20 protein-coding genes and 2 pseudogenes are annotated in these 22,331 nt (G+C 62.9%); 10 read left to right on the forward strand and 12 right to left on the reverse strand.

The genetic code is table 11. The features are described 5' to 3' along the window. The first annotated feature begins 233 nt into the window (after positions 1 to 233). Together ilvA and yiaY are read left to right on the forward strand one after the other, a co-directional pair. On the forward strand, positions 234 to 1,796 hold the full coding sequence (gene ilvA / locus AC2CQI_RS04870) for a threonine ammonia-lyase, biosynthetic (RefSeq protein ID WP_484579366.1): 1,563 nt from the start codon (positions 234 to 236) through the stop codon (positions 1,794 to 1,796). A gap of 79 nt (positions 1,797 to 1,875) precedes the next feature. Then, a complete protein-coding gene (gene yiaY, locus AC2CQI_RS04875; RefSeq protein ID WP_484579367.1) occupies positions 1,876 to 3,024 on the forward strand; it encodes an L-threonine dehydrogenase in 1,149 nt (382 codons plus the stop codon). Positions 3,025 to 3,190: 166 nt separating this feature from the next. Here yiaY and AC2CQI_RS04880 read toward each other — a convergent pair whose 3' ends face one another. From AC2CQI_RS04880 to pnuC, 8 genes are all read right to left on the reverse strand, one after another. Continuing rightward, positions 3,191 to 4,507, reverse strand: a complete 1,317-nt coding sequence (locus AC2CQI_RS04880; protein ID WP_075804150.1) for a transporter — start codon at positions 4,505 to 4,507, stop codon at positions 3,191 to 3,193. A 49-nt stretch (positions 4,508 to 4,556) separates the two neighbouring features. Beyond that, a complete protein-coding gene (locus AC2CQI_RS04885; protein WP_484579368.1) occupies positions 4,557 to 5,303 on the reverse strand; it encodes a hypothetical protein in 747 nt (248 codons plus the stop codon). A 38-nt stretch (positions 5,304 to 5,341) separates the two neighbouring features. After that, positions 5,342 to 6,043: a C39 family peptidase gene (locus AC2CQI_RS04890; RefSeq protein ID WP_075804152.1), complete on the reverse strand. Its 702-nt coding sequence runs from the start codon at positions 6,041 to 6,043 to the stop codon at positions 5,342 to 5,344. A 73-nt stretch (positions 6,044 to 6,116) separates the two neighbouring features. Next, positions 6,117 to 7,124: a heme utilization protein gene (locus AC2CQI_RS04895; RefSeq protein ID WP_075804153.1), complete on the reverse strand. Its 1,008-nt coding sequence runs from the start codon at positions 7,122 to 7,124 to the stop codon at positions 6,117 to 6,119. Positions 7,125 to 7,181: 57 nt separating this feature from the next. Next, entirely contained in the window at positions 7,182 to 7,754 is a 573-nt protein-coding gene (locus AC2CQI_RS04900) for an adhesin (protein ID WP_484579369.1), read from the reverse strand. Position 7,755: 1 nt separating this feature from the next. Continuing rightward, the gene (locus AC2CQI_RS04905; RefSeq protein ID WP_256721151.1) at positions 7,756 to 8,163 is read right to left on the reverse strand and encodes a hypothetical protein; all 408 of its coding nucleotides are present in this window, start codon (positions 8,161 to 8,163) and stop codon (positions 7,756 to 7,758) included. A 360-nt stretch (positions 8,164 to 8,523) separates the two neighbouring features. Continuing rightward, complete coding sequence (locus AC2CQI_RS04910; protein WP_075804156.1) at positions 8,524 to 9,075, reverse strand: AAA family ATPase; 552 nt, start codon at positions 9,073 to 9,075, stop codon at positions 8,524 to 8,526. Continuing rightward, on the reverse strand, positions 9,072 to 9,641 hold the full coding sequence (gene pnuC, locus AC2CQI_RS04915) for a nicotinamide riboside transporter PnuC (RefSeq protein WP_484579370.1): 570 nt from the start codon (positions 9,639 to 9,641) through the stop codon (positions 9,072 to 9,074). Before pnuC ends, AC2CQI_RS04910 begins: the two co-directional genes overlap by 4 nt. A gap of 210 nt (positions 9,642 to 9,851) precedes the next feature. On the opposite strand from pnuC, the gene AC2CQI_RS04920 reads away from it, so the two are divergent. The 3 genes from AC2CQI_RS04920 to AC2CQI_RS04930 all read left to right on the forward strand — a co-directional run bounded on the left by AC2CQI_RS04920 (position 9,852) and on the right by AC2CQI_RS04930 (position 14,694). Beyond that, complete coding sequence (locus AC2CQI_RS04920; protein ID WP_484579371.1) at positions 9,852 to 11,276, forward strand: DUF2599 domain-containing protein; 1,425 nt, start codon at positions 9,852 to 9,854, stop codon at positions 11,274 to 11,276. 191 nt (positions 11,277 to 11,467) lie between these two features. Further along, the gene (locus AC2CQI_RS04925) at positions 11,468 to 12,787 is read left to right on the forward strand and encodes a DUF2599 domain-containing protein (protein WP_484579372.1); all 1,320 of its coding nucleotides are present in this window, start codon (positions 11,468 to 11,470) and stop codon (positions 12,785 to 12,787) included. 161 nt (positions 12,788 to 12,948) lie between these two features. Beyond that, positions 12,949 to 14,694: a DUF2599 domain-containing protein gene (locus AC2CQI_RS04930; protein WP_484579373.1), complete on the forward strand. Its 1,746-nt coding sequence runs from the start codon at positions 12,949 to 12,951 to the stop codon at positions 14,692 to 14,694. Between the two features lie 49 nt (positions 14,695 to 14,743). Here AC2CQI_RS04930 and AC2CQI_RS04935 read toward each other — a convergent pair whose 3' ends face one another. Both AC2CQI_RS04935 and AC2CQI_RS04940 read right to left on the reverse strand, forming a co-directional pair. Next, entirely contained in the window at positions 14,744 to 15,478 is a 735-nt protein-coding gene (locus tag AC2CQI_RS04935) for a methyl-accepting chemotaxis protein (RefSeq protein ID WP_484580583.1), read from the reverse strand. Positions 15,479 to 15,646: 168 nt separating this feature from the next. Continuing rightward, positions 15,647 to 16,378 (reverse strand): annotated as a pseudogene (locus tag AC2CQI_RS04940) (cache domain-containing protein); the annotation flags it as partial. Positions 16,379 to 16,656: 278 nt separating this feature from the next. Between AC2CQI_RS04940 and AC2CQI_RS04945 the strand changes: the two are divergent. From AC2CQI_RS04945 to AC2CQI_RS04960, 4 genes and pseudogenes are all read left to right on the forward strand, one after another. Then, positions 16,657 to 17,487, forward strand: coding sequence for an undecaprenyl-diphosphate phosphatase (locus AC2CQI_RS04945; protein ID WP_075804164.1), 831 nt, complete (start codon positions 16,657 to 16,659; stop codon positions 17,485 to 17,487). After that, positions 17,487 to 17,861, forward strand: coding sequence for a DUF1294 domain-containing protein (locus AC2CQI_RS04950; protein ID WP_075804162.1), 375 nt, complete (start codon positions 17,487 to 17,489; stop codon positions 17,859 to 17,861). The genes AC2CQI_RS04945 and AC2CQI_RS04950 overlap by 1 nt, the downstream gene beginning before the upstream one ends. 226 nt (positions 17,862 to 18,087) lie before the next feature. Continuing rightward, positions 18,088 to 18,306, forward strand: coding sequence for a hypothetical protein (locus AC2CQI_RS04955; RefSeq protein ID WP_484579374.1), 219 nt, complete (start codon positions 18,088 to 18,090; stop codon positions 18,304 to 18,306). 447 nt (positions 18,307 to 18,753) lie between these two features. Continuing rightward, positions 18,754 to 19,929, forward strand: a pseudogene (locus tag AC2CQI_RS04960) (integrase core domain-containing protein). A 397-nt stretch (positions 19,930 to 20,326) separates the two neighbouring features. Here the strand turns inward: AC2CQI_RS04960 and AC2CQI_RS04965 are convergent. Together AC2CQI_RS04965 and AC2CQI_RS04970 are read right to left on the reverse strand one after the other, a co-directional pair. Next, positions 20,327 to 20,689 (reverse strand): MmcQ/YjbR family DNA-binding protein, encoded by a 363-nt coding sequence (locus AC2CQI_RS04965; protein WP_075803651.1) that lies wholly within the window; start codon positions 20,687 to 20,689, stop codon positions 20,327 to 20,329. After that, complete coding sequence (locus AC2CQI_RS04970) at positions 20,682 to 21,590, reverse strand: LysR substrate-binding domain-containing protein (protein ID WP_075803650.1); 909 nt, start codon at positions 21,588 to 21,590, stop codon at positions 20,682 to 20,684. The genes AC2CQI_RS04965 and AC2CQI_RS04970 overlap by 8 nt, the downstream gene beginning before the upstream one ends. Positions 21,591 to 21,711: 121 nt before the next feature. Here AC2CQI_RS04970 and AC2CQI_RS04975 point away from each other — a divergent pair, with 121 nt between their 5' ends. After that, positions 21,712 to 22,323: an FMN-dependent NADH-azoreductase gene (locus tag AC2CQI_RS04975; protein WP_484579375.1), complete on the forward strand. Its 612-nt coding sequence runs from the start codon at positions 21,712 to 21,714 to the stop codon at positions 22,321 to 22,323. Positions 22,324 to 22,331: the final 8 nt, after the last annotated feature.

The following is a 22,331-nucleotide window of genomic DNA, read 5'->3' on the forward strand; positions in this document are numbered from 1 at the left end:
GGGGCGGGGGATCTGCAAGGCTGCTGGCAATCTTTCGAATCAATCGTTGACTTGCCAGAATCGTTTCGCTAGTTTCGCTGGCATGAACACATTCCTGCACTTGCCAGCCCACAGCATTATTACCGCCATTATCAGATTGGCGGGCTAGCTGGCAGCTGCACCTAACCCGCCCTGGAGGCGGGTTTTTTCTTTCTCGACTCCTGGGCCCTTTGCAAAAAAGCCAGGAGTCATCGATGACCAGCCTCACCGTTAGCCCTCATACCAGCCTCGGCGCCCCGAACCTGCTCTCGGACTACGTGCGCCGCATCCTGTCCGCACCGGTGTACGACCTGGCCATTGAGACCCCGCTGCAACCCGCCCGCGCCCTGTCCGCACAACTGGACAACCAGGTCCTGCTCAAGCGCGAGGACCTGCAGCCGACCTTCTCCTTCAAGATCCGTGGCGCCTACAACCGCCTCAGCCGCCTGACGCCCGAACAGCGTGCCCGTGGGGTAATCACCGCGTCCGCCGGCAACCATGCCCAGGGCGTGGCCCTGGCCGCTCGCGAGCTGGGGATCGTGGCGACCATCGTCATGCCCGAGACCACCCCGGCGCTGAAGGTCGAAGGCGTGCGCTCCCGTGGTGGCAATGTGGTGCTGCATGGCGACGCCTTCCCCCGCGCCCTGGCCCATGCCCTGCAAATGGCCCAGCGCGACAGTGCGACCTTCGTTCCGCCGTTCGACGACCCGGATGTGATCGCCGGGCAGGGCACCGTGGCCATGGAGATCCTGCGCCAGCAACCCGGTGCGCTGGACGCGATCTTCGTCCCGGTGGGCGGTGGCGGGTTGATCTCGGGGATCGCCGCCTACGTCAAATACCTGCGTCCCGAGGTCAAGGTGATCGGCGTCGAACCGCAGGATTCCAACTGCCTGCAAGCCGCGCTGGCCGCCGGCGAGCGCGTGGTGCTGCCTCAGGTCGGGACCTTCGCCGACGGCGTGGCGGTGGCGCAGATCGGCGCCCATTGCTTCGATATCTGCCGGCATTACGTGGATGAAGTGATCACCGTCAGCAGCGACGAACTCTGCGCGGCGATCAAGGACATCTACGACGACACCCGTTCCATCACCGAGCCTTCCGGCGCCCTGGCGGTGGCCGGGATCAAGAAGTACGTGGCCGCGCGCGGGGTCAAGGGCCAGACCCTGGTGGCTATCGATTCCGGGGCCAACGTCAACTTCGACCGCCTGCGCCATGTCGCCGAACGTGCCGAACTGGGCGAGCAGCGCGAGGCGGTGATCGCCGTGACCATCCCCGAGCGTCCGGGCAGCTTCCGTGCCTTCTGTCAGGCCCTGGGACGGCGGCAGATCACCGAGTTCAACTACCGCTACTACCCAGGCAAGGAAGCAAGGCTGTTCGTCGGCGTGCAGACCCACCCCGTGACCGACCCGCGCGAGGCCCTGATCGCCAGCCTGCGTGAGCAGGGCTACGAAGTGCTCGACCTGACTGACAACGAACTGGCCAAGCTGCATATCCGCCACACCGTCGGCGGGCATGCCGGGCCTGGCGCGGAGGAGCGCGTGCTGCGTTTCGAGTTCCCCGAGCGGCCGGGGGCGCTGCTGGGCTTCCTGGAGAGCCTGGGCAAGCGCTGGAATATCAGCCTGTTCCACTACCGCAACCACGGCGCCGCCGATGCCCGGGTGTTCGCCGCCCTGGAAGTGCCGGCGGACGAGCGTGCCGACCTGCCGGGCCTGCTGGATGCGATGGGGTATCGCTACTGGGACGAGACCGATAATCCGGCATATCGCCTGTTCCTTGGCTGAGGTTGTCCTGGATCAACACGTGCGGCCCATGGCGGGCGGATGCTGAAAGCACCGAGATAGAGCCATTGAGGGATTATCCATGAGCAGCACGTTTTTCATTCCGGCGGTGAACATCATGGGCATCGGCTGCCTCGACGAGGCCATGACCGCGATTGTCGGTTACGGCTTGCGCAAGGCGCTGATCGTGACCGACGTCGGGCTGGCCAAGGCTGGCGTCGCACAGCGGATCGCCGAGCAACTGGCCGTGCGCGATATCGATTCGCGGATATTCGACGGGGCCAAACCCAACCCGAGCATCGCCAACGTGGAGCAGGGCCTGGCGCTGTTGCAGCGGGAGAAGTGCGACTTCGTCATCTCCCTCGGTGGTGGTTCGCCCCATGACTGCGCCAAGGGCATCGCCCTGTGCGCCACCAATGGCGGCAGGATCGCCGACTATGAAGGCGTCGATCGGTCGTCCAGGCCGCAGTTGCCGCTGGTGGCGATCAACACCACGGCCGGTACGGCCAGCGAAATGACCCGTTTCTGCATCATCACTGACGAGGCGCGGCACGTGAAAATGGCCATCGTCGACCGCAACGTCACACCGATTCTGTCGGTCAACGACCCGGCGCTGATGGTCGGCATGCCCAAGTCGCTGACCGCGGCCACGGGCATGGATGCCCTGACCCATGCGGTGGAAGCCTATGTGTCGACGGCGGCGACGCCCATCACCGATGCCTGCGCGTTGAAGGCCATCGAGCTGATCAGCAGCAATCTGCGCCAGGCTGTTGCCAACGGTGAGGACATGCCGGCGCGGGAGGCCATGGCTTATGCCCAGTTCCTCGCGGGGATGGCTTTCAACAACGCCTCGCTGGGTTACGTGCATGCCATGGCGCACCAGTTGGGCGGCTTCTATGACCTGCCGCACGGGGTGTGCAATGCGGTGCTGTTGCCCCATGTGCAGCGCTTCAACGCCAAGGTCAGCGCCGCTCGTTTGCGGGATGTGGCGGGGGCGCTGGGTGTCGATGTGCGTGAGCTGGGCGCGGAGCAGGGTGCGGCCGCAGCCATTGCGGCGATCGAGCAGTTGAGCCGGGATATCGAGATTCCACCGGGGCTGGCGGTGCTTGGGGTCAAGGTCGAGGACGTGCCGATCCTGGCGAGCAATGCGCTGAAGGATGCCTGCGGTCTGACCAATCCGCGGCCAGCCAGCCAGGCGGAGATCGAGGCGGTGTTCAAGGCGGCGTTCTGATCCTGGATCTGCTCTGACCTTCAGGGCCTCATCGCGGGCCAGCTCATTGCGAGTCGCTGCAGAAACCTGTGGGAGCTGGCTTGCCAGCGATAGCGGTAGTGACCTCACCACCGCAATCGCCGATAAACCCGCTCCCACAGAGGCCGCAGTGCTTTATGCAAGCGTTTTAGAAGTAGTACGGGAATTTCAGGCTGAAGGTAAAGTCCGGCGCATCGTCGGTGAGGCCGATCGACAGGTTCGGCACGATGGTCAGCTTGTCGCTGGCGGCCAGGGTCATGCCGACGTTGAAGTAGGCGGCGTTGGCGTCGCTGCCGACCACGGTACTCCAGTCTTCGCCGTCGGCCTTGGTCTTCGAGCGCCGGACGATAAGGTCGGAGAGCGAGAACGACATGCTCATCTTCTCGTTGAGGGCGAAAGCCACACCCGCGCCTATCTGGAAGCTGTCACCCAGCTTGACCTTGCCGGCCACTTTCTGGCCTTCGGCGGAGCTGATGTCGCTGAAGGATTCCTCCATGTTGTAGGTGTAGCTCAGGCTGCCGAACAACACGGCCGGATCGAAGGTTTTCACCAGCGAAATCCCCGGGCTGATCGACCATACGCCATTGCCGGTGGGCAGGCTCTCGGGGTAGACCAGGCTGCTGTTGACCGGGTCGCGGCGCAGTTTGATGCCGAACGGGTCCTTGCCGGTAGGCGCCTTGACCCGCAGGGTGAGCACGGCGTCCGGGGCGTATTCCGACTCGTCCATGAACTTGTACGCCAGGCCGACGCTCATATCACCGATGGTCGGGTCGCGGGTCACGGTCTTGTCCGACAGGGTACTGGCCGACCCTCCCGCCGGGCCGCCCGACGGGTCTGGTGTGCCGCCAGCGCCCCCGGACTGGTAGGTGGTTTCGCGGTAAACCACTGGTACGTTGACATCAACCTGCCAACGCTGGTCGAAGTTGTAGCGCCCGGTCAGGTCCAGGGTCCAGGTATCGGATTTGATCCGGTCCAGGTTGATATCGCCCAGGAAGATCGAGTCCAGCGCGAGGAAGCCATTGAGGGTCAGTTGCTTGGTGTCGTAGCGGGCGTAGGTCAGGCCGGTCTCGAAGCTGAACTTGCCGCCACCGAAGAAGCCGCTGGCTTCGTCGTACAGGTTGGAGACGCTTTGCGCCGGTTCCGAGTCGTCCTTCAGCGATTCGCCGTAGGAACTGCCAGCCGCCGCAACGGCCTGCCCGCCTGCAGCGGCCTGGGGTTGCGCCGGCCTGGCCGCCGGCGAACGCACCAGGCGTTTGGGCTGGGGAGCCGCAGGCTGGTCTTCGACCTGGCGTACGCGCTGCTCGAGCACCATCAGTGCCTGCTGCTGCTGTTCGTAGCGCTGCTTGAGGGCCTGCAACTCCTGTTTCAGTGCCTCTACCTGGGGATCCTGAGCTGCATAAAGCAGCGACGAGGGGACTAAAGTGCTCAGACAAACAACGGCATTGAATGACAACGAGCGGTGCATAGGTCAGCCATCCTTTCCAACTGCGCAATAAGTTGAAACAGAGCGTAGATCAATATCCGGAAATACGAAGTCCCTTGAGCTGGTCCAGATTGCAGTTCAATTGGCCTGTGGTCGGCATATTGCTGCGCAGCACGACATTGAGTTGGGTCACGTTGCTCACGGCATTCCTGCCGCCCAGCAGGGTAGTGGACTGCAGTACGCCGCCGTCGGCAATGCGCTGCAGGCTGGCGCCCTGGCCGTTGGCGGCCTGGATGCCCATCTGGATACCGCCGGCTGCTGATGAAACGCTCACCAGTCCGGCGTTGTTGCTGGCGGTTATGACGCCTGCGCCGGGGAGGGCCTGGCCCTGTACAGGGTCCATGGCTGGCGCCTGGGTGGCTTCCTTGACGTTGATCTGCACATCGTTGTAGGAGGCGTTGTAGTCGCCAGCCGCGCGGGTTACCTGGGTGACGCCCTGGCCATTGGCAAGGCCGGCGCCGCCGTTGACGGTTCCGTAACCCTGGGCGGTGGAGGCGCCGCTACCGGCTTCGCTGGTAGTGGAGACGTAGAACTGCGGCTTGAAGGATGATTGCTGGACCTGCAGGGAGGCAGTGGCTCCGATGCGGTCGCCGTTGGCGTTCTGCCAGGTGCTGCTCATGACCACGCCGAAGCTGATGATCCTTCCCGGCATCACATAGCGACCGCGCAGTTGCGCAAGCTCCTGGTCCTTGACCTCGATGGGCTTGAACTGCGCGTAGACAGGCAGAGGAAGACTGGCCACCACGCAAAGGGCCACCAGCCAGCTTGAAGTCTTCATCGCGTGCTCCTTGGAGCTCCATGCTCGCTGTTCTTTGATTAGAAGAAGTCGCTCTGTATGAAACCGAACTCCATCAACTGGGCATCGTCGATGGGTTGGAAATTGTCGAGGCGGCGTTTGGCGGTCAATGGCTCCGGTGGAGCGAGGAGGGCATTGGCCTTGTCGTAGCCGGGGCCGATGACGGCGAAAATGATGCCGTTCCAGCCTTTGACGAAGTCGTCGAACTTGTAGCGCTTGTTGCCCAGTACCGGGTCGCCGACGTAGACCCAGTCCTTTTCCGTGCGTTGCAGCACCACGAAGTGCTTGTAACCGCGGATATCCATCAGCACTACCACCGGGATGCTCACGCTTTGCAGGCTCTCCGGAGGAATCCGGTAGCCGCGGGCACGCATACCCAGGCTTTCGACATAGCGTTTCATGTCGAGCATGGAAAAGCCCTGGACACGGACCTGGTCCTGGTCGGAGTGGTCGAGCATTCCTTCGATGATGTGGGCTTCATCTACATCCAGCCAATAGGCCTGCTTGAGGATGGTGGCGAGGGCGGCAGCGCCGCAACTGAAGTCGGTCTTCTGTTGCACGATGTTGGCGAAGCGACGCTCGCGGATACTTTGCACCGGCTTGTAGATCACCGTGCCACCCGGCAGGGCGGCGACCGCCATGCGCTGTACGGCACTGGCCTGGCCAGCGTGCAACCCCAGGACCATCAGCAGCGGCAACAGTGGCAGCAAGGACGCGCGCATGATCTTCCCCACCCCTTGAAGGCCCCTCGAATGCAAGGAAAGGGGCCCCGAAGGGCCCCGATCGAATCGGCCCTTACAGGCCGGTGCAGGCGCGGCAGCCTGCGGCGATGGACAGCGAGTTGCTCTGCTGGTTGCCCGAACCGGCCGAGACGTTGGCACCGACGTTGCCCGATACCCCGTTCAGCGAGTTGGTCAGCGAAGCATTGTTGGTTACAGGGTTGACCCAGCCGCTTGGGGTCAGCACTTGGTAGGAGGCTACGCCGAACAGCGCGAAGTCGCCTTCCTCGTGGAACTTCAGCGGATCCTTGTCGGTACGGCCGCCGCCACGATCATTGTCATTGCCATGACCGCCACCATGACCGCCACCGTTGCTGCTTTCGTCTTCCACATAGCCCCAGCCGTTGCCTTCGTACTTGCCGTAGGCAGCGAAGCTGGAATGGAGGGTTTTGGTGTCGTAGGTGCGGTCAGCCTCGTTGGTCACTTTCAGGCCGGTAGTGGACTGGTTGGCTGCGGCACTGGCCACGGCCACCCGGCCGCCGGACACGGCGATGGCGAGGTTGTTTTTCTGTTGGTTGAAGTCGCCGGCGGTAACGTTGACGCCGATGTTGCCGGAGCTGCCGTTGGCCGAGCTGTTGAGGGTCGCGTTGTTGCGGGTGGAGTAGTTCTTCACAGTGTTGCCCACGTTGTTCTGGGTAGCACTGGAGACAGCCATGGCGCTGCCGAAGATGAAGTTCTCGTCGGCGGTGGCGATGGCGGCGACGTTGTCTTGCTGGTTGCCGTCACCGGCGGCGGTGTTGGCGCCCAGGTTGCCCTGCGAGCCGTTGGCCGAGTTGTCCATCTTGGCGTCGTTGCGGGTCGCCTCGTTTTTCACCCAGTTGCCGCTGTTGCTTTGGGTGTCGATGACGGTGGCTGCGGCGCCGGCGTTGACCAACAGGCTCAGCAGGTAGCTGGTGTTGTCATTGTCGTGACCACCGTGACCGCCGTGGTGGTTGTCATTTCCGCGTCCGCCCGCTTGTGCAGCAACTGCCATGACCGCTGCGAGTGCGAATACCAGAGGCTTGAGTGCCATTTGTGGTTTCATGGTGTTTCTCCGCATTATCTTTATAGGATTGTTAAGTGTTGTGTTGCCGGTTTCGGGTCAGTCGGCGACCCGTACGCTAAGGGTGTTGGCCATTCGGTTTCCCACCCCTGCGCTCTGATTCAACTGGACGACGCCACGGCTGCCGCTGAAGGCCTGGTCACTGGTACTGACCTGGCGGCTGCCGGGGGCGGGGCCCGTTGGATCGGAGCTGTTGGACAGCGCCACGTTCTGCTGGAGCAGGACGCTGTCATCGATGCTTTGCGGTACGGCGCTGATGCTGATGCGCACCGCGTTGGCTTGTTGTGTGCCGGCGCCTGCGGACTGGTTTATGCCCAATACGCCGTTGCCGTTGCTGAAAGCGTTGCCACTGATACTGGCGTTGGCATCGACCGCGCGGCTGGCTGGCGTGTCGATGCGCTGGATTATGTGGGTGGTCGCCTGGGCTTCATGGCCGATGGCGATGGCTCGGCTGTTGGTCTGTTGCTGCTGGTCGCCGGCTGCCTGGTTGATCGACAGGTTGCCCTTGTAGCCCTGTGCGCTGCTGTCGATGCTGGCGTTGTCCTGAACTGGCGAGGCGGCAAGGGCTCCGGTGGCGCAGAACAGGGCGAGGTAGAGCAGGCTGGCCTTCATCCTATTTACTCCCGGTGAGCATCTGCAGGGGAGCGAGTCCGGTGCTGATGGCCCCGCCTACCCGGTTGGAGATGCCGGCACCGGCGCCTGCGCCGGCACCACCGGCGCTGCCACCGAGACCGTTGACACCGCCGACGCCCGGCAGTGTGTTGGGCATGGCGTTCAGGCCGCGTACCCCACCGGCGTCCGGCAGCAGTACCCGATTGACCGTCGAACCGCTTGCTACGCTGGCGAAATCACCATCGCTCAGTTCGTTGCTGGTCTGGCCGACGATGCGGGCCGAGGCGTTGGTGTTCACGGTGGTGGGGTTGGGGTCGGGACGTTCCTGGCGTATGGCCGGCCGGGCCTTTACATCGCGGGTCAGCACCACGACGCCGTTACCTTCGGCCTGGGCCTGGGCGGCGAGCAAGGAGGCACCGAGTGCGCATCCGGCTAGCACGAGGTGAAGCAGGCTTTTATTGTGATTCCCCATGACGGCTATCCCTTCTTCTGGTCGCTGGCCCTGTTCAGCGTTGCGAGAGAGATAGCAGGGGCTGTGCCAATTTGTATTTGTTCAGGGGAATCAAGGGCTTGGCTGACTGTGACGACATTCTGTCGCGACCGGTGTTAAGCCGCTGATACAGGCACGCGGCGAGCACCGCGCAAACAGCCGCGAAGGCCTGCCGTGGGCCTATCGGACGGTGATGTATCAGTGGTGTAACAGTCGCGGAGGAAAGGGCGGGGCGGGCTCTGTTTCGCGGGATGGCCTGCCCCGGGTTGTTTCAGTGGCTTAACACTCGGTGGCGCAGTCTGCCGGTTTGTCATCGAGCAGGCGTTGCACGGCCGCCAGCACCGTGGCGCGGCGGCTGGACCAGTCGCCCTCGATGATCTGCAGCGGTTGCCGGTGCTGCTCCAGCCATTGGCGGCTGTCGTCGAAGAACACCCGGCGATCGTCCAGTGCCGGCTGGCTGCGCTGGCCGTCGGCGATCCACGGCACGCCATCGGGGCTGAGCAGCAGGTGCAGGTCGTAGCGGCGGGCGAGCAGGGCCGGCTCGATCCAGTCCGGGCAGTCGTGGAACAGCACCTGGCTCCACAGCATGTTGCTCAGCAGATGGGTGTCGAGGATCAGCAGCGGCGGTTGGCGGCGCCGGGCAGCGTCTTCCCAGGCCAGTTGCCCGGCAGCGATGGTGGCGACGTCGGCGTAGCAGGTGTCGCGCTGCTGTTCATCGATGAAGTGGCGGACATACTCGCCCACCAGTTCGCCACCGAAATGCGCCTGGATTTCTGCGCCCAGCCAGCTCTTGCCGCTGGATTCCGGGCCGGCCAGTACCAGGACCTTCATACTGCCGCCACCAAGGCCGGGTCACGCCGCCATTCGCGCAGGCCCTGGATCGCCAGCAGGGTGAACAGGGCGTAGAGGCCGGCGGCGAGGTACAGGCCCTGCCAGAGGAACAGGCACAGGCTGACCAGATCGACCACTATCCACAACGCCCAGCACTGCACGCGCTTCTGCGCCATCCACCACTGCGCCACCAGGCTGAAACCGGTGATGGTGGCGTCGATCCAGGGTTGCTCGCCATCGGTCCAGGTGCTCATGGCGGCACCGAGGGCGGCACTCACCAGCAGGCCCACCAGCAGGCCAAGGCGGATCTGCGCCGGTGCCAGCAGGGTGACCTTGCGCGCCTCGCGCACGCTGTCCGGGCGGGTCCATTGCCACCAGCCATAGACTTGCAGCACGGCGTACACGCCCTGCAGGGCCATCTGCGAATACAGATGGTTATCACGCAGCAGCCAGCCGAACAGCACCACGCCGACCAGGCCCACCGGCCAGCACCAGAGGTTCTGTTTGACGGTCAGCCATACGGAGAAAGCGCTGAAGGCCACAGCGAGCCATTCGAGGCCGGACATCGGCGCTCCTTAATACAGGCGGGAGAGAGGGGGCGGATTGTACCTGTGTGGCGGTTTTCTTACAGCGCTGGTGACCGTCGCGACCTGGCATTTTTGTCAGTTACCGGCTGCCGGGCTTTCTGTCAGGCTTTCGGGCGAGGCGCTGGTTAGTGGTTCGCGGTTCTCCTGTTGCCGGTGAAGCCCACCCCGCAGGTCACGGAGACCCCTGCCATGCGAACTTCTACCGATAAAGCCCTGTCGCCATTGACCTTGCTGTTTTCACTGGCCGTGCTTCTGGTGCCCTGGTCCGCCGCCCGCGCGGAAACCTGCGGGCAAACCGTGCAGTTCCTCCAGGAACTCTACAACCGTACCGTCGATGTCTGCCCCAGCGGCGAACCGGCCTCCAGCTGCTCGGGCATCATGTTAAGGGGCACCCAACGCGCCAACCCGGCCCTGGGGCAGAGCTGGGACATATGGAAGCCCAACCCGCAGACGGTGGCCAAGGGCGCATCGTCGTATTCCTACCTGCGTGCGGACATCAACTTCCCTGCGCTTGCCGTCCAGACCACCAACGGCTTCATCATTGCCCCCACCGAGAACCTGTGCCAGGGCCAGCAGCCGTCCTATGTCCAATGTGCCTTCCCCCAGGATGGCTGGACCTGGGAGCGTGGCGACCGGGGCTGTGGCGACAATAAGGCAACCGTCGGGCGCGAGGACCATTGCCAGAACCTCGGGATCACGACCGGAGCGGCCTGGATCAGCGATTTCCGTGGCCGTGCGAAGGCGGCTGGCAACCAGCTGCGGACCCAGTGCGGCTTCGATATGTCCAGGGGCCGCGGCCAGGCGGGGCGGGCGGAGGCCTTCAAGGACTTTCTCGACGCCCGTCGCCTGAGCAATGCCAGCGAGTTCCAGATACCCAACGAGCTGATGGTCTCCAACAACGTCGACCCGAATATCCTGGCGTTTTTCTACAGCGATGCCTCCGGACGTGTCGATGCCCTGAAGAACCAGGCGGACTACCTCGCCAGGACCGGTGAATACCGCCCGGTGGTGCGGGTCCAGTTGCCTCGCACCCAAGGCACGAAGGCGCAGCTCTTCTGTGACGATCAGCAGATGGCCTTCCGCGGCTCGAGCCGCTCGCCAGGCTTCTGCAAGGCGGGCAAGGCGCCCACCCCCGGCTTCGGAACGCCGGTTGGCACGCCCGCCAGCGCCACGGCTCAAGCCCAGTCAGCCCAGGCGCTGCAGGCCGCAGGCGTGGTCCAGCAAGGCCAGGTGCCCGGCACCGGCAATGTGCCCGTCCCCAGCCCGCAGCGCTGCACCCAGTACATAGAAAGCGCGACCTGGGTGCAAAGGGACGAAGTGGGCTACGGCAGGATCTGGTCCCTGAGCGTCACTCCGACCGCGTGCGGCCGGCAGATCCGCGCAGACGACAACGCGGCAATGTACAGCGAGCTGGTCAGGAAATACGGCAACGATCCGCGCTGGGACGAGAGTGGCACGGCCGGCACCATGTACACCCAGCTGGTCTGCCATGCCATCACCGTGCGCGACAAGCCGCAATGGAACCTGGAGCCAAAACGGGTGAACCTTTCCCTCTCCGCAGCGACCACGCTGCCCTATGCCTGCAACTCATTGCCATCGGACGCAGGCCGGTAGGCAGGCGCTGCGGCTGCCTGCCGGGGTCTTGCGACCGGCAGGCAGCCCGCGTTTGAACGCTCCAGACCTGGTATTTCTGTCAGTTTCGCCGCAGATCAATTGCAGGCAGATTAGCCGTGCGACGGTGAGTAGTGACTGTCAGGCCGATGTTACGTCGACGCAATCCATTGACTGGTCGAGGAGACACGACGATGACGCGGCGTAGCGATAGATTCATCCCGTTGCTGGTGTTGCCATTGATGCTGCCCGGCGGGCTGGCACTGGCGGAGTCCTGCGCAGACACCCTGAAAGTGGTCCAGCGGCTCTATCAGAACAAGGTCGAGGAGTGTAACGGCGACCCGGCCTCGGACTGTTCCGGGCTGCTCGTCAGGGGTACGACCCGCCCCGAAAAGTCAAAGCCGCCGCTGCCAGCGGGTGCCTACAACGTCTGGGAGGCCAGCCCGAAAGCCCAGGAACTGGGAACCTCCGCGGCTTCCTGGATGCGCGAGGATATCAACTACGCCGACCCGGGGGTCAATCACGACAACGGCTACCTGCTCAAGCCCATCGACGAGGTGGGTGGGGATGAAGAAAAACTCCACCTGGCCTGCTCCAGCCCCCTGGATTTCTGGAGCGACTGGCGCGCCGCCCGGGGTTGCGGCGACTCCAGCTTCACCGCCGACAGGGTCGAGACCTCCTGCCAGGAGGCGCGGGTCAACGGGACCAACTGGAAGCAGACGCAGTACGACCCGTTCAATGAGAACGAGCTGGAAGCTGCCAAAAGGCGAAACCGCCAGCTGTGCACCTTCGATATGCGCAATGCGGATCGGACCCAGGCATTCAAGGACTTCATGGCGGCGCGCAGGTCCATCGAGGGCAGCCGGACCGCGTTCAACACCCAGACCGAAGTTCGCTACTACAACCCCAAGGACCCGCGCAAGCTGCCCATCCTGGCGTTCTTCTACACCAAGGACAGCAGCCGCGAGGACGCCTTGAAGAACCAGGCCGATTTCTTCAAGGCCACCGGCAAGCACATACCGGTCATCCGCATCCAGTTCCCGGACCAGCCCCGCCAGCAGGCCAGTTTCAGCTGTGACTCGGCCTCCGACAGCGGGCCGGGCGGCCCTGCGGGAGGGGGCGCGGGCGGTGCGGCAGGTGGCTGGGGCCCCGGTGGTTCCCGGCAGTGCTCCCAGTACATCCAGTCGGTCACCTGGATCAAGCGCTACGACCCTGGCTTCAAGAAGGACATCTGGTCCGCCTCGGTGGTGCCCACCGATTGCGGCCGGCAGATCGGCGAAGACCAGACCGACAGGATGCTTGCCGAAATGGAAAGCAAGGCCAAGGCCCAGCCGAACGGCGCCAGCTACTGGGGCGACCGCACCTCGACCATGCGTCGCCAACTGGTGTGCCACCTCTCCTACGTTGACGGCGCGTACATCGGCAGGGACAAGCACGAGTTCAACCTGGAGCCGATCCGTTCCTGGGTCACCCATGAAGAGTCCCTGAAGCACCGCTGCAACGTTCCTTACTGAGGGGGGGGCAGCCTGTGGGGCGGAACTGACATTTTTGCCAGTTTCGCCCCGCAGGAATTGAAGGCAGATTGTGTGTGCGGCGTCTTGTTGTGGCTGTCCAGTCGTTGTTGCGTCGGATCACTCATTGATGAACTGCTTCTGCAGTTCCTGGAGACGGGATGATGAAAAGGCGTATCGAAGGTTGGACACTGCTCATGGCCTTGCCGTTGTTGGCGCAAACGACGCTTGCCGGGGCGGAGACCTGTGACCAGACGGTGCAGGAGATCGAGCAGAGCTACAACAAGGTAGTGGACACGTGTCCGGGCGCCAATGGCGAACCGCAAGCAGCCCTGTTCTGCTCCGGCTGGGTTATGCGGGGTACCAAGCGCCCCGAGCATTTCGGACAGCCAGCAGGGTCGTTCTACCCCTGGCAAACCAGCCCCAACGCCCAGGCTGTCGGTACCACCGCAGCCACCTATGTCCGCGCCGACATAGGGTTCAAGGACTTCACTGTGATGGGCGACGAATGGACGAACTTCAATGATGGCTACATTCTGGAGTCGGCCTGGGACGTTGCCAACGACGAGGACAAGTCGTTCCCTGCCTGCGCTGCCCCATCCGACATGTGGGCGTACGATCGCTCTGACCAAGGCTGCGGCGACAATACGAAGACGGCGGAAGACGAAGGGCCGTCCTGTGCTGCCCAGGGCATCGATGGCAATACCTGGAAGGGTAAATACTACGATCCCTACAAGAATGGCGAAACGCAGTACATCGGCGGGAAGTCCTGCGCTTTCGACATGAGGACACTGGACAACCAGAAGAGTAGCGACGCGTTTCTCCAATTCCTCAGGGCACGCAGGGCCATGCAGGATGATCCGAGTTCGAACACCGCTTTCAACACCTATCCGGAAGTTCGGATCACCAATCCGAAAAGTGGTAATGCGGCAGTCAAGGCGTTCTTCTATACCGATGCTGCGGGTCGTGAGTCTGCGTTGAAAAACCAGCAGGAATACAAGCAGGTCACCGGCAAGGATGTACCGATCGTGCAGGTCGGGTTCCCGCAAAACAAGGGCGACAAGATGACCTTCTCCTGCGATGCCAAACCTGCCCCCGGACCGGCACCGGTACCGTCACCGTCTACCAGTCCCGCCGAGGTGGCTGCCGGTGGCTGGGGCACCGGCGACGATCCGAAGCAATGCGCCAGCTATATCCAGGAAGTCACCTGGATCAATCGCTGGGATTACTATCTTGGTCGCCATGTCGATTCGGTCTCGGTCATTCCGACCGATTGCGGTCGGGAAATAGGCCCGGACCAGACTGACAAGGCGTTCGCCGAACTGAAGCAGAAGGCAACCGCCTTGCCGGGTGGCGCGAGCAAATGGAATCAACGTGACGGTACGCTACGACGCCAGTTCGTTTGTCATATTGCTCTGGTGGAAAATGGCCTGCCCGTCCGGTACAAACGCGAATACAACCTCGAGCCAGTCCGTTCCGAAGTCTCCCATGACCAGTCCCTGGCGGATGGCTGTAACCCGCCACTCACGGACGACGGCAAAATCGGTGGCTGGGGGCCAGAAGGTTCGCCGCAGTGCACGCAATATGTCAGCTCGGTCAAATGGGTGCCGCGCAAGTTTGCCGAATACGGTGACAAGACGATCATGTCGCTGGAAGTGACGCCGACTGACTGCGGTCGCAAGATTGGCCCCGACCAGACCGACAGGATGATGGCGGAAATCAAGAAGAAAGCCCTGGCAGCGGACAAGCGTGGCGCGGAGTACTGGGGGGCCAAGGATGATTCGATGCGGCGCCAGACGGCTTGCCTGATCAAGCTGCACAGGGACAAGGCCACCTGGAATATCGAATCGATCCGCCCGAACGGTGTCAGTGCGGCGCAGGCCGAGGCCGCACAGTGCAACTTCAAGTGATCTGAAACCCTCGTGCCGCCGATATCCCCCGGATATCGGCGGCTTTTTTTCACACCCTGAACTGCCCCAATACCTGCTCCAGATGCGCACTCAGCCGATTCAGCGCACGCCCCGACTCGCTGGAATGCTGGGCGGCGAGGGCGGTCTCGCGGGACAGTCCGGCGGTTTCGGTGACATTGCGGTTGATCTCTTCCACCACATGGGACTGCTGCAAGGTGGCGCTGGCGATCGACGCATTGAGCGCGGTGAGGTTGTGTAGCGCCTGGCTGATGGCATCCAGGCTGGCCCCGGCTTCGCTGGCCTGCTCGACGGTCTCCCGCGAAGCCTGGCTGCTGGCGTCGATGGCCTTGACCGCCGCTTCCGACTGGCCCTGCAGGTGCTCGATCATCGCCTGGATCTCGGCGGTGGACTGCTGGGTGCGCTGGGCCAGCAGGCGTACCTCGTCGGCGACCACGGCGAAACCACGGCCCTGTTCCCCGGCCCGGGCTGCCTCGATGGCGGCGTTGAGGGCCAGCAGGTTGGTCTGCTCGGCGATGGAGCGGATCACCTCCAGCACGCTGCCGATCCGCGTGCTCTGGCTGGCCAGGGCCTGGATCACCTGGACCGCCTCGTCGATCGTGCTCGAGAGTTGGTCGATCTTGCGCAGGCTGCCGTGAATGCTTTGCTGGCCCTGGCGCGCGCAGCCCTGGGCGGCGCTGGTTTCGCTGGACGCCTGCTCGGCATGCTTGGCCACGTCCTGCACCGCGTAGCTGACTTCATTGATCGCCGTGGCCACCTGCTCCATCTGCTGCGATTGCTGTTCGCTGCACTGGCGGGTCTGCTCGGCCGTGCTGCCCACCGTACTGGCGGAACCGTCCAGCTCGTGGGCGGCGGCGCGCAGGCGGCTGACCACCTGCTGCAACTGCCCGGTAAAGCTGTTGAAGTGCTGGCCGAGGCGGGTGATCTCGTCATTGCCGTGGGTGTCGAGGCGGCGGGTCAGGTCGGCCTCGCCGCTGGCGATGGTGGCCATGGCGTCTTCGGCTTCGCGCAAGGGGCGCACGATGCTGCGGGCGATCATGATCACCAGCAGGGCGAGGACCAGCGCAATGCTGGCGCCGACCAGCGAGGCATCGCGCAACTGGCGAGCGAACTCGGCCTGCATGTCATCGATATAGATGCCCGAGCCAATCACCCAGCCCCAGGGCTGGAACAGCTGGATATACGAGGTCTTTTCCACCGGCTCGCTGGCGCCGGGCTTGGGCCAGCGGTAGTCGATGCTGCCGGCGCCCTTGGCTTTGGCCAGCAGCACCATTTCGTTGAACAGGGCGAAACCGTCCGGGTCGCGGATGGCGGACAGGTCCTGGCCTTCGAGCTTGGGATTGGTCGGGTGCATGATCATCTTCGGACCCAGGTCGTTGATCCAGAAGTAATCGTTGTTGTCATAGCGCAGCCCGCGCACCGCGCTCAGGGCCTGCTGCTGCGCGGCCTCGCGGCTCAGGCTGCCGGCGCTTTCAAGGCCCTGGTAATAGGCCAGGACCCCGGCGGCAGTCTCGACCACATGGCGGGTCTTCTCGGCCTTGGCCTTGTACAGGTCGGTGTGGATCTGGTTGAGCATGAGCAGTCCGAGGGTCACCAGCATCGCCACGGCGAGCACAAGGATGAGCCACAGGCGCCGACTGATCGACATACCGCGTAAAGTCTTCATAAAGGTGGCCTCGAGTTCTTGTTATTGTCACGAGCATCCAAGCACGCTTTGCCGCTTCCACCTACTCGACCAATGGATAAGTGATTGATTCGGCAGGCTCCGTTGCGTACGACCGGGCAGCGTTTCACCGACGGGTCTGATAGGATTTCGGCCTTCCTGAGCCAAACCTGAAGGGCGCGCCGGCTTTATTTGCGCTGCAGCGACATGTCTGGATCTCGAAACCAAGTAATGAACATTAAAAAGGGGCATGCCGCGAGCATCGCTTCACGGGGGGAATGATGGATTTTTGGACCGCCATGCAGGCAGTGATTCTCGGTATCGTCGAGGGTCTGACAGAGTTTTTGCCGATCTCCAGTACCGGCCACCAGATCGTCGTGGCCGACCTGATCAACTTCGGCGGTGAGCGGGCAATGGCCTTCAATATCATCATCCAGCTCGGCGCGATCCTGGCGGTGGTGTGGGAGTTCCGGCGCAAGATCCTCGACGTGGTGGTGGGCTTGCCCAGGCAGCGCCAGGCCCAGCGCTTCACCGTCAACCTGCTGATCGCCTTCTTCCCGGCGGTCATCCTCGGCGTGGCCTTCGCCGACCTGATCCACCATTACCTGTTCAACCCGATCACCGTGGCCGTGGCGCTGGTGGTGGGCGGGGTGATCATGCTCTGGGCCGAGCGCCGCGAGCATGTGATCCGCGTCCAGGAAGTGGACGACATGCGCTGGACCGACGCCCTGAAGATCGGCTGTGCCCAGTGCCTGGCGATGATTCCGGGGACGTCCCGATCCGGCTCGACCATCATCGGCGGCCTGCTGTTCGGCCTGTCGCGCAAGGCGGCCACCGAGTTCTCCTTCTTCCTCGCCATGCCGACCATGGTCGGTGCCGCCGTCTACTCGGGCTACAAATACCGGGACCTGTTCCAGCCGGATGACTTCATGGTCTTCGCCATCGGCTTCGTGGTCTCGTTCATCTTCGCCATGATCGCCGTGCGCGGCCTGCTCAAGTTCATCGCCAGCCATAGCTACGCGGTGTTCGCCTGGTACCGCATCGGTTTCGGCCTGCTGATCCTCGCGACCTGGGTGTTTGGCTGGGTCGACTGGTCGGTGGCGCAGGGTTGATGCGTTACCCGCGCCTGAAGCTGGCGGCCTTCGTGGTACTGTGCCTGCTGCCTGCAGGCGCCGTGCTGAAGGTCGGGCTGGCGGGGCAGTCCTGGCTGCCGGCGCTGGTCTACCTGCTGATGAGCCTGGTGTGTGCCGGGCTCTATTGGCATGACAAGCGCCAGGCGCAGGTGCAGGGGCAGCGGATCCCGGAAAAGCTGCTGCACCTGGTCGAGCTGCTGGGTGGCTGGCCGGGGGCGCTGGTGGGGCAACAGCTCTGGCGGCACAAGACGCGCAAGGTTTCCTACCAGTTGGTGTTCTGGATGATCGTGCTGATCCACCAGGCCATCTGGGTGGACTGGCTGTTTCTCGGGCAGTGGAAGCACATTTTCTGAAGCCCCGGGCGGGGCACGCAGGATCTGAGCGTGGCTTGTCGGGCCGCCGAACCGCCGCGAAGGGCCGCAAAGCGGCCCCAAAACCATCCAGCACGAGCTAGTTGGGGAGCGCCCTTCCGGATTCAGTGCCAACTTGATTTCTGTACTCCAGATGCTCTGGAATGGCAGGTTTCGGGGCCGCTGCGCGGCCCTTCGCGGCTTAGGTATCTACACAACTTTCAGCCCCATGCTGAGCGCTCTTGCTCTTGCTCTTGCTCTTGCTCTTGCTCTTGCTCTTGCTCTTGCTCTTGCTCTTGCTCTTGCTCTTGCTCTTGCTCTTGCTCTTGCTCTTGCTCTTGCTCTTGCTCTTGCTCTTGCTCTTGCTCTTGCTCTTGCTTGTGATCTGCTTTTGATCTGGCTTTTGATCTACCGCGACTTCAGGAGGCTGAGTGGAGCGCTGATGTAGGGGGTGGAGGGCCATGGATGGGCCGGAAAGCGCCATAGGGCAGGAGCCCGTATGGCGCGGCCCCCGGAAGCAGTGCGGAAGGAAGGAACCCGTAGCGAAGCGAAGGGCCGGATGCAGGAGCAGAGGCCTTTTGCTTACTTTTGGGCCTTTTCCAAAAGTAAGCCGCCGTAAGGGCGGAAGGGTGATTCGGGGGCGCTGCGTGTAATGGATATGCCCCCGATTTCTGCACCCGTCGCTTCGTGCTCAGGTCCTGATTTTGCGAGCATATCCATTCATGATGGTGACATTTAGTCACCTTTTCGCCCTTACGGCGACTCCCTTTTGGAAAGGCCCAAAAGGAAGCAAAAGGCCTCCCGGGGGTATGACTCACCCACATGGGTTACAAATCAGTTCACTCACATAGGTAACAGTTTTTAACTGGCAGGGTCGGTTTTCGAGGATCTGACTATGCCTTGGCGAGAGCTAAAACCTATGGACCTCAAACTGCTGTTCATCGCGGACTACATCAAAGGCCCGCCTAGCTTCAGTGCGCTTTGCCAAGCCTATGAGATCAGTCGCAAGACTGGCTATAAATGGGTTGAGCGGTATGAGAAGGAGGGGCCAGCAGGGCTGGAGGAGCATAGTCGTCGTCGACTTACCCAGGAGTGGGTGGTGCCTCTTGCTGTCCGTGAAGCGATCATTGAACTGCGCGGCCGGGGTGAAACAGAGCCTGGACCCAAGAAAATCCAGGCCGCTTTGCTTGAGCGTTTCCCTGACCAGGCGCCGCCATCAAAGACGTCTATCTACAACATCCTGAAGAAAGCCGAACTGGTTAAGCCTCGACGATTGCGTCAGCGCGTGGCGGTTTATCCCAGGCCATTACAGAAAGCAGAGTCGCCCAACCAGCTGTTTAGCGCCGATTACAAGGGCCAGTACCTGACAGGTTCGGGCGTCTGGTGCTATCCATTGACGATCATGGACCATGCCAGTCGCTTCCTACTTGCCTGCCACAGCATGGCTAACACTAACTTTCAGGAAACCCAGGCGGTTTTCACTCAGGTGTTTCGTGAATATGGTCTGCCGGAGCGCATTCGTACCGATAACGGTGTTCCGTTTGCGAGCAAGGGGTGAGCCGGGCTCTCACAGTTGTCCATCTGGTGGTTGCGTCTCGGGATCATTCCTGAGCGGATAGCTCCAGGTAGGCCGGAACAAAATGGTCGACATGAGCGCATGCATCGAACGTTGAAAAGTACGCTCCCGTCGCCACCAGCAGTAGCGTGGGAGGCTCAACAGAAGCACTTTGATCGCTTTATGCAGCACTACAACCACGAGCGTGTACATGAGGCGTTGAAGCAGAAAACACCCGCGTCCTGCTATAAACCTTCTACCCGCCCATATCCTGAGAAGCTACCGGAGATGACCTACCCAAGTCATATCGATAGCCTCCACGCGGACTGTTCAGGCATCGTCAACCGTCGTGGCCTGAGGATCTATGTCGGCTGCGTGCTCAAGCATCAGGCCATTGGACTGGAGCGAGTCGGGGATGGAGTCTGGGATGTTATCTTCGGCCCAATCATCCTTGGGAGGATCGATGAAAGAGATGCCATTGATGGCTATGTGACACTTCAAGTGTTACCTATGTGAGTGCACTTTTTTGTAACCCATGTGGGTGATCCGTACACCGGCCCGCATCCGGCCCTACGCTTCGCTCCGGGTCCCTTCCTTCCGCACTGATTCCGGGGGCCGCGCCATACGGGCTCCTGCCCTATGGCGCTTTCCGGCCCATCCATGGGCCTCCACCCCCTACATCAGCGCTCCACTCAGCCTCCTGAAGGCCGGGACAATCAAGATCAAGATCAAGATCAAGAGCCAGAGCCAGAGCCAGAGCCAGAGCCAAAGCCAAAGCCAGAGCCAGAGCCAGAGCCAAAGCCAAAGCACTCAGTATGGCACTGAGAGATATGTAGATACCCATGCCTTCGCGGGCAAGCCACGCTCCTCCCTGAACCGCGTCGGCCATCAGCCCACACACAAGGCCAGCGCCTCAGTCGAGCAACAACCCCACCCGCAGTGCCTTCGGCAACTTGCCCACCACCAACTGGTGTGAACGCTGCAACAGATCCTCCAGCGCCTCGCGCCCCAGGGCATAGGGGCGGGCCACGCTGATCCAGTGCGCCCGCGCCAGATACGGCGCCGGCCTGATCCCCGGCATATCCACGTAACCCACGAACAGATCCTTGTCGACCTTGAACGACAACCCCGCACCCGCCAGGTCCATCACCGCGAACATCTTGTTCCCGGCCACGGAGAACACCCGCACGCCGCCCCATTTGTAGTCTTCCCGGGCCCCGGGCAAGCCCAGGCAGAAGGCCGCGACCTGTTCTTCATTCAACTGCCGCTCAGACATAACGCTCTCCACATTCCTCGAACGATGCCACCAGATGGTCGATCCACGCCCGCACCGCCGGCAACACACCGCGTCGATGAGGGTAGACCGCCTGCAGGAAGCCGCTGGGCATCGACCAGTCCGGCAACAGGTTGACCAGTTCGCCCCGGGCCAGTTCTTCCTCGCAGTGCAACAGGGGCAGCGCGGTGAAGCCCAGGCCGGCGAGGGCGGCGGCCTTGCGCACGACGAAGTCGTCGATGGCCAGGCGGGCTTCCAGAGCCAGTTCCTCGCGCTTGCCGTCGGCATCCAGCAGGCGCAGGTGCACCAGGCGATCAGCCTCCACCGCGCCCAGCACCGGCAGCCCGGCCAGTTCCGACGGGTGCTGCAGCGGGTGCGCACGGGCAAAATCCGGCGACGCCACCAGTTGCATCTGCGCCCGGTTGAGGCGGCGGGTGACCAGCGCCGGGTCTTCGTCCCCGACATCGCGCACGCGCAGGGCCACGTCGATGCCTTCGTTGATCAGGTCGACGCGCCGGTTGACCAGGACCATCTCCAGTTGCACCTGCGGGTAGAGCGCCAGGAAGCGGGTGATGACCACCGGCAGGAAGGCATGGGCCAGCCCGACCGGGCTGGATACCCGCAGGCGCCCGCGAGGTTCGCTGGTCATGCTGGCCACGGCCTCGTCGGCCATTTCCGCCTCCAGCAACATGGCCTGGCAGTGCCGCAGGTAACGCTCGCCCACCGCCGTCAGCTTCAGTTGCCGGGTGGTGCGTTGCAGCAGGCGGGTGCCGAGGCGCTCCTCCAGCTCGGCGATGCGCCGCGACAGCCGCGACTTGGGAATGCCCAGCTGGCGCCCGGCGGCGGCGAAGCCCCCGGCCTCGACCACGCGGGCGAAGTAGAACAGGTCATTGAGGTCTTGCATGATTGTTCCATCAGTGGGACGAACTAACGCGAATTCGGGATCTTATCACTCATTGATCCTATCGGTAGGATTCACCCCATCGTCACCGCCGACCAGCGGTCCTCAAATCAGGGAGAACCCCATGAAACTCTTGCATATCGATTCCAGCATCCTCGGCGACAACTCGGCTTCGCGCCAACTGAGCCAGCAAGTGGTCCAGGCCTGGCAAGCTGCCGAAGCGGGCGTTGAAGTGATCTACCGCGACCTGGCTGCCGACGCCATCAGCCACTTCTCTTCGGCGACCCTGCTGGCCGCCGGCACCCCGGAAGAGGTGCGCGATGCCGCCCTGGCCCATGAAGCCAGGCTCACCGCCGAAACCCTGCAAGAGTTCCTCGAGGCCGACGCCGTGGTCATCGGCGCGCCGATGTACAACTTCAGCATCGCCAGCCAACTGAAAGCCTGGATCGACCGCATCGCCGTCGCCGGCAAGACCTTCCGCTACACCGAAGCCGGCCCGGAAGGCCTGTGCGGCAACAAGAAGGTGATCGTGGTGTCCACCGCCGGTGGCCTGCACGTTGGCCAGCCGACCGGCGTGGGTCATGAAGATTTCCTCAAGGTGTTCCTCGGCTTCATCGGCATCACCGACGTCGAGTTCGTTCGCGCCCACGGCCTGGCCTATGGCGAAGAACCGCGCAACAACGCGATGCAGGCCGCCCAGGCGCAGATCGCCAACGAGCTGTTCGTCGCCGCCTGATCCGGCTG

It is taken from the genome of Pseudomonas sp. P2S-1, from assembly GCF_057197725.1.

Bases quoted from the DNA above. Each gene is read 5' to 3' on its own strand.
- ilvA (WP_484579366.1), top strand. From the start codon at position 234: ATGACCAGCCTCACCGTTAGCCCTCATACCAGCCTCGGCGCCCCGAAC.
- yiaY (WP_484579367.1), top strand. From the start codon at position 1,876: ATGAGCAGCACGTTTTTCATTCCGGCGGTGAACATCATGGGCATCGGC.
- AC2CQI_RS04880 (WP_075804150.1), bottom strand. From the start codon at position 4,507: ATGCACCGCTCGTTGTCATTCAATGCCGTTGTTTGTCTGAGCACTTTA.
- AC2CQI_RS04885 (WP_484579368.1), bottom strand. From the start codon at position 5,303: ATGAAGACTTCAAGCTGGCTGGTGGCCCTTTGCGTGGTGGCCAGTCTT.
- AC2CQI_RS04890 (WP_075804152.1), bottom strand. From the start codon at position 6,043: ATGCGCGCGTCCTTGCTGCCACTGTTGCCGCTGCTGATGGTCCTGGGG.
- AC2CQI_RS04895 (WP_075804153.1), bottom strand. From the start codon at position 7,124: ATGAAACCACAAATGGCACTCAAGCCTCTGGTATTCGCACTCGCAGCG.
- AC2CQI_RS04900 (WP_484579369.1), bottom strand. From the start codon at position 7,754: ATGAAGGCCAGCCTGCTCTACCTCGCCCTGTTCTGCGCCACCGGAGCC.
- AC2CQI_RS04910 (WP_075804156.1), bottom strand. From the start codon at position 9,075: ATGAAGGTCCTGGTACTGGCCGGCCCGGAATCCAGCGGCAAGAGCTGG.
- pnuC (WP_484579370.1), bottom strand. From the start codon at position 9,641: ATGTCCGGCCTCGAATGGCTCGCTGTGGCCTTCAGCGCTTTCTCCGTA.
- AC2CQI_RS04920 (WP_484579371.1), top strand. From the start codon at position 9,852: ATGCGAACTTCTACCGATAAAGCCCTGTCGCCATTGACCTTGCTGTTT.
- AC2CQI_RS04925 (WP_484579372.1), top strand. From the start codon at position 11,468: ATGACGCGGCGTAGCGATAGATTCATCCCGTTGCTGGTGTTGCCATTG.
- AC2CQI_RS04930 (WP_484579373.1), top strand. From the start codon at position 12,949: ATGAAAAGGCGTATCGAAGGTTGGACACTGCTCATGGCCTTGCCGTTG.
- AC2CQI_RS04935 (WP_484580583.1), bottom strand. From the start codon at position 15,478: ATGGAGCAGGTGGCCACGGCGATCAATGAAGTCAGCTACGCGGTGCAG.
- AC2CQI_RS04945 (WP_075804164.1), top strand. From the start codon at position 16,657: ATGGATTTTTGGACCGCCATGCAGGCAGTGATTCTCGGTATCGTCGAG.
- AC2CQI_RS04950 (WP_075804162.1), top strand. From the start codon at position 17,487: ATGCGTTACCCGCGCCTGAAGCTGGCGGCCTTCGTGGTACTGTGCCTG.
- AC2CQI_RS04955 (WP_484579374.1), top strand. From the start codon at position 18,088: ATGCTGAGCGCTCTTGCTCTTGCTCTTGCTCTTGCTCTTGCTCTTGCT.
- AC2CQI_RS04965 (WP_075803651.1), bottom strand. From the start codon at position 20,689: ATGTCTGAGCGGCAGTTGAATGAAGAACAGGTCGCGGCCTTCTGCCTG.
- AC2CQI_RS04970 (WP_075803650.1), bottom strand. From the start codon at position 21,590: ATGCAAGACCTCAATGACCTGTTCTACTTCGCCCGCGTGGTCGAGGCC.
- AC2CQI_RS04975 (WP_484579375.1), top strand. From the start codon at position 21,712: ATGAAACTCTTGCATATCGATTCCAGCATCCTCGGCGACAACTCGGCT.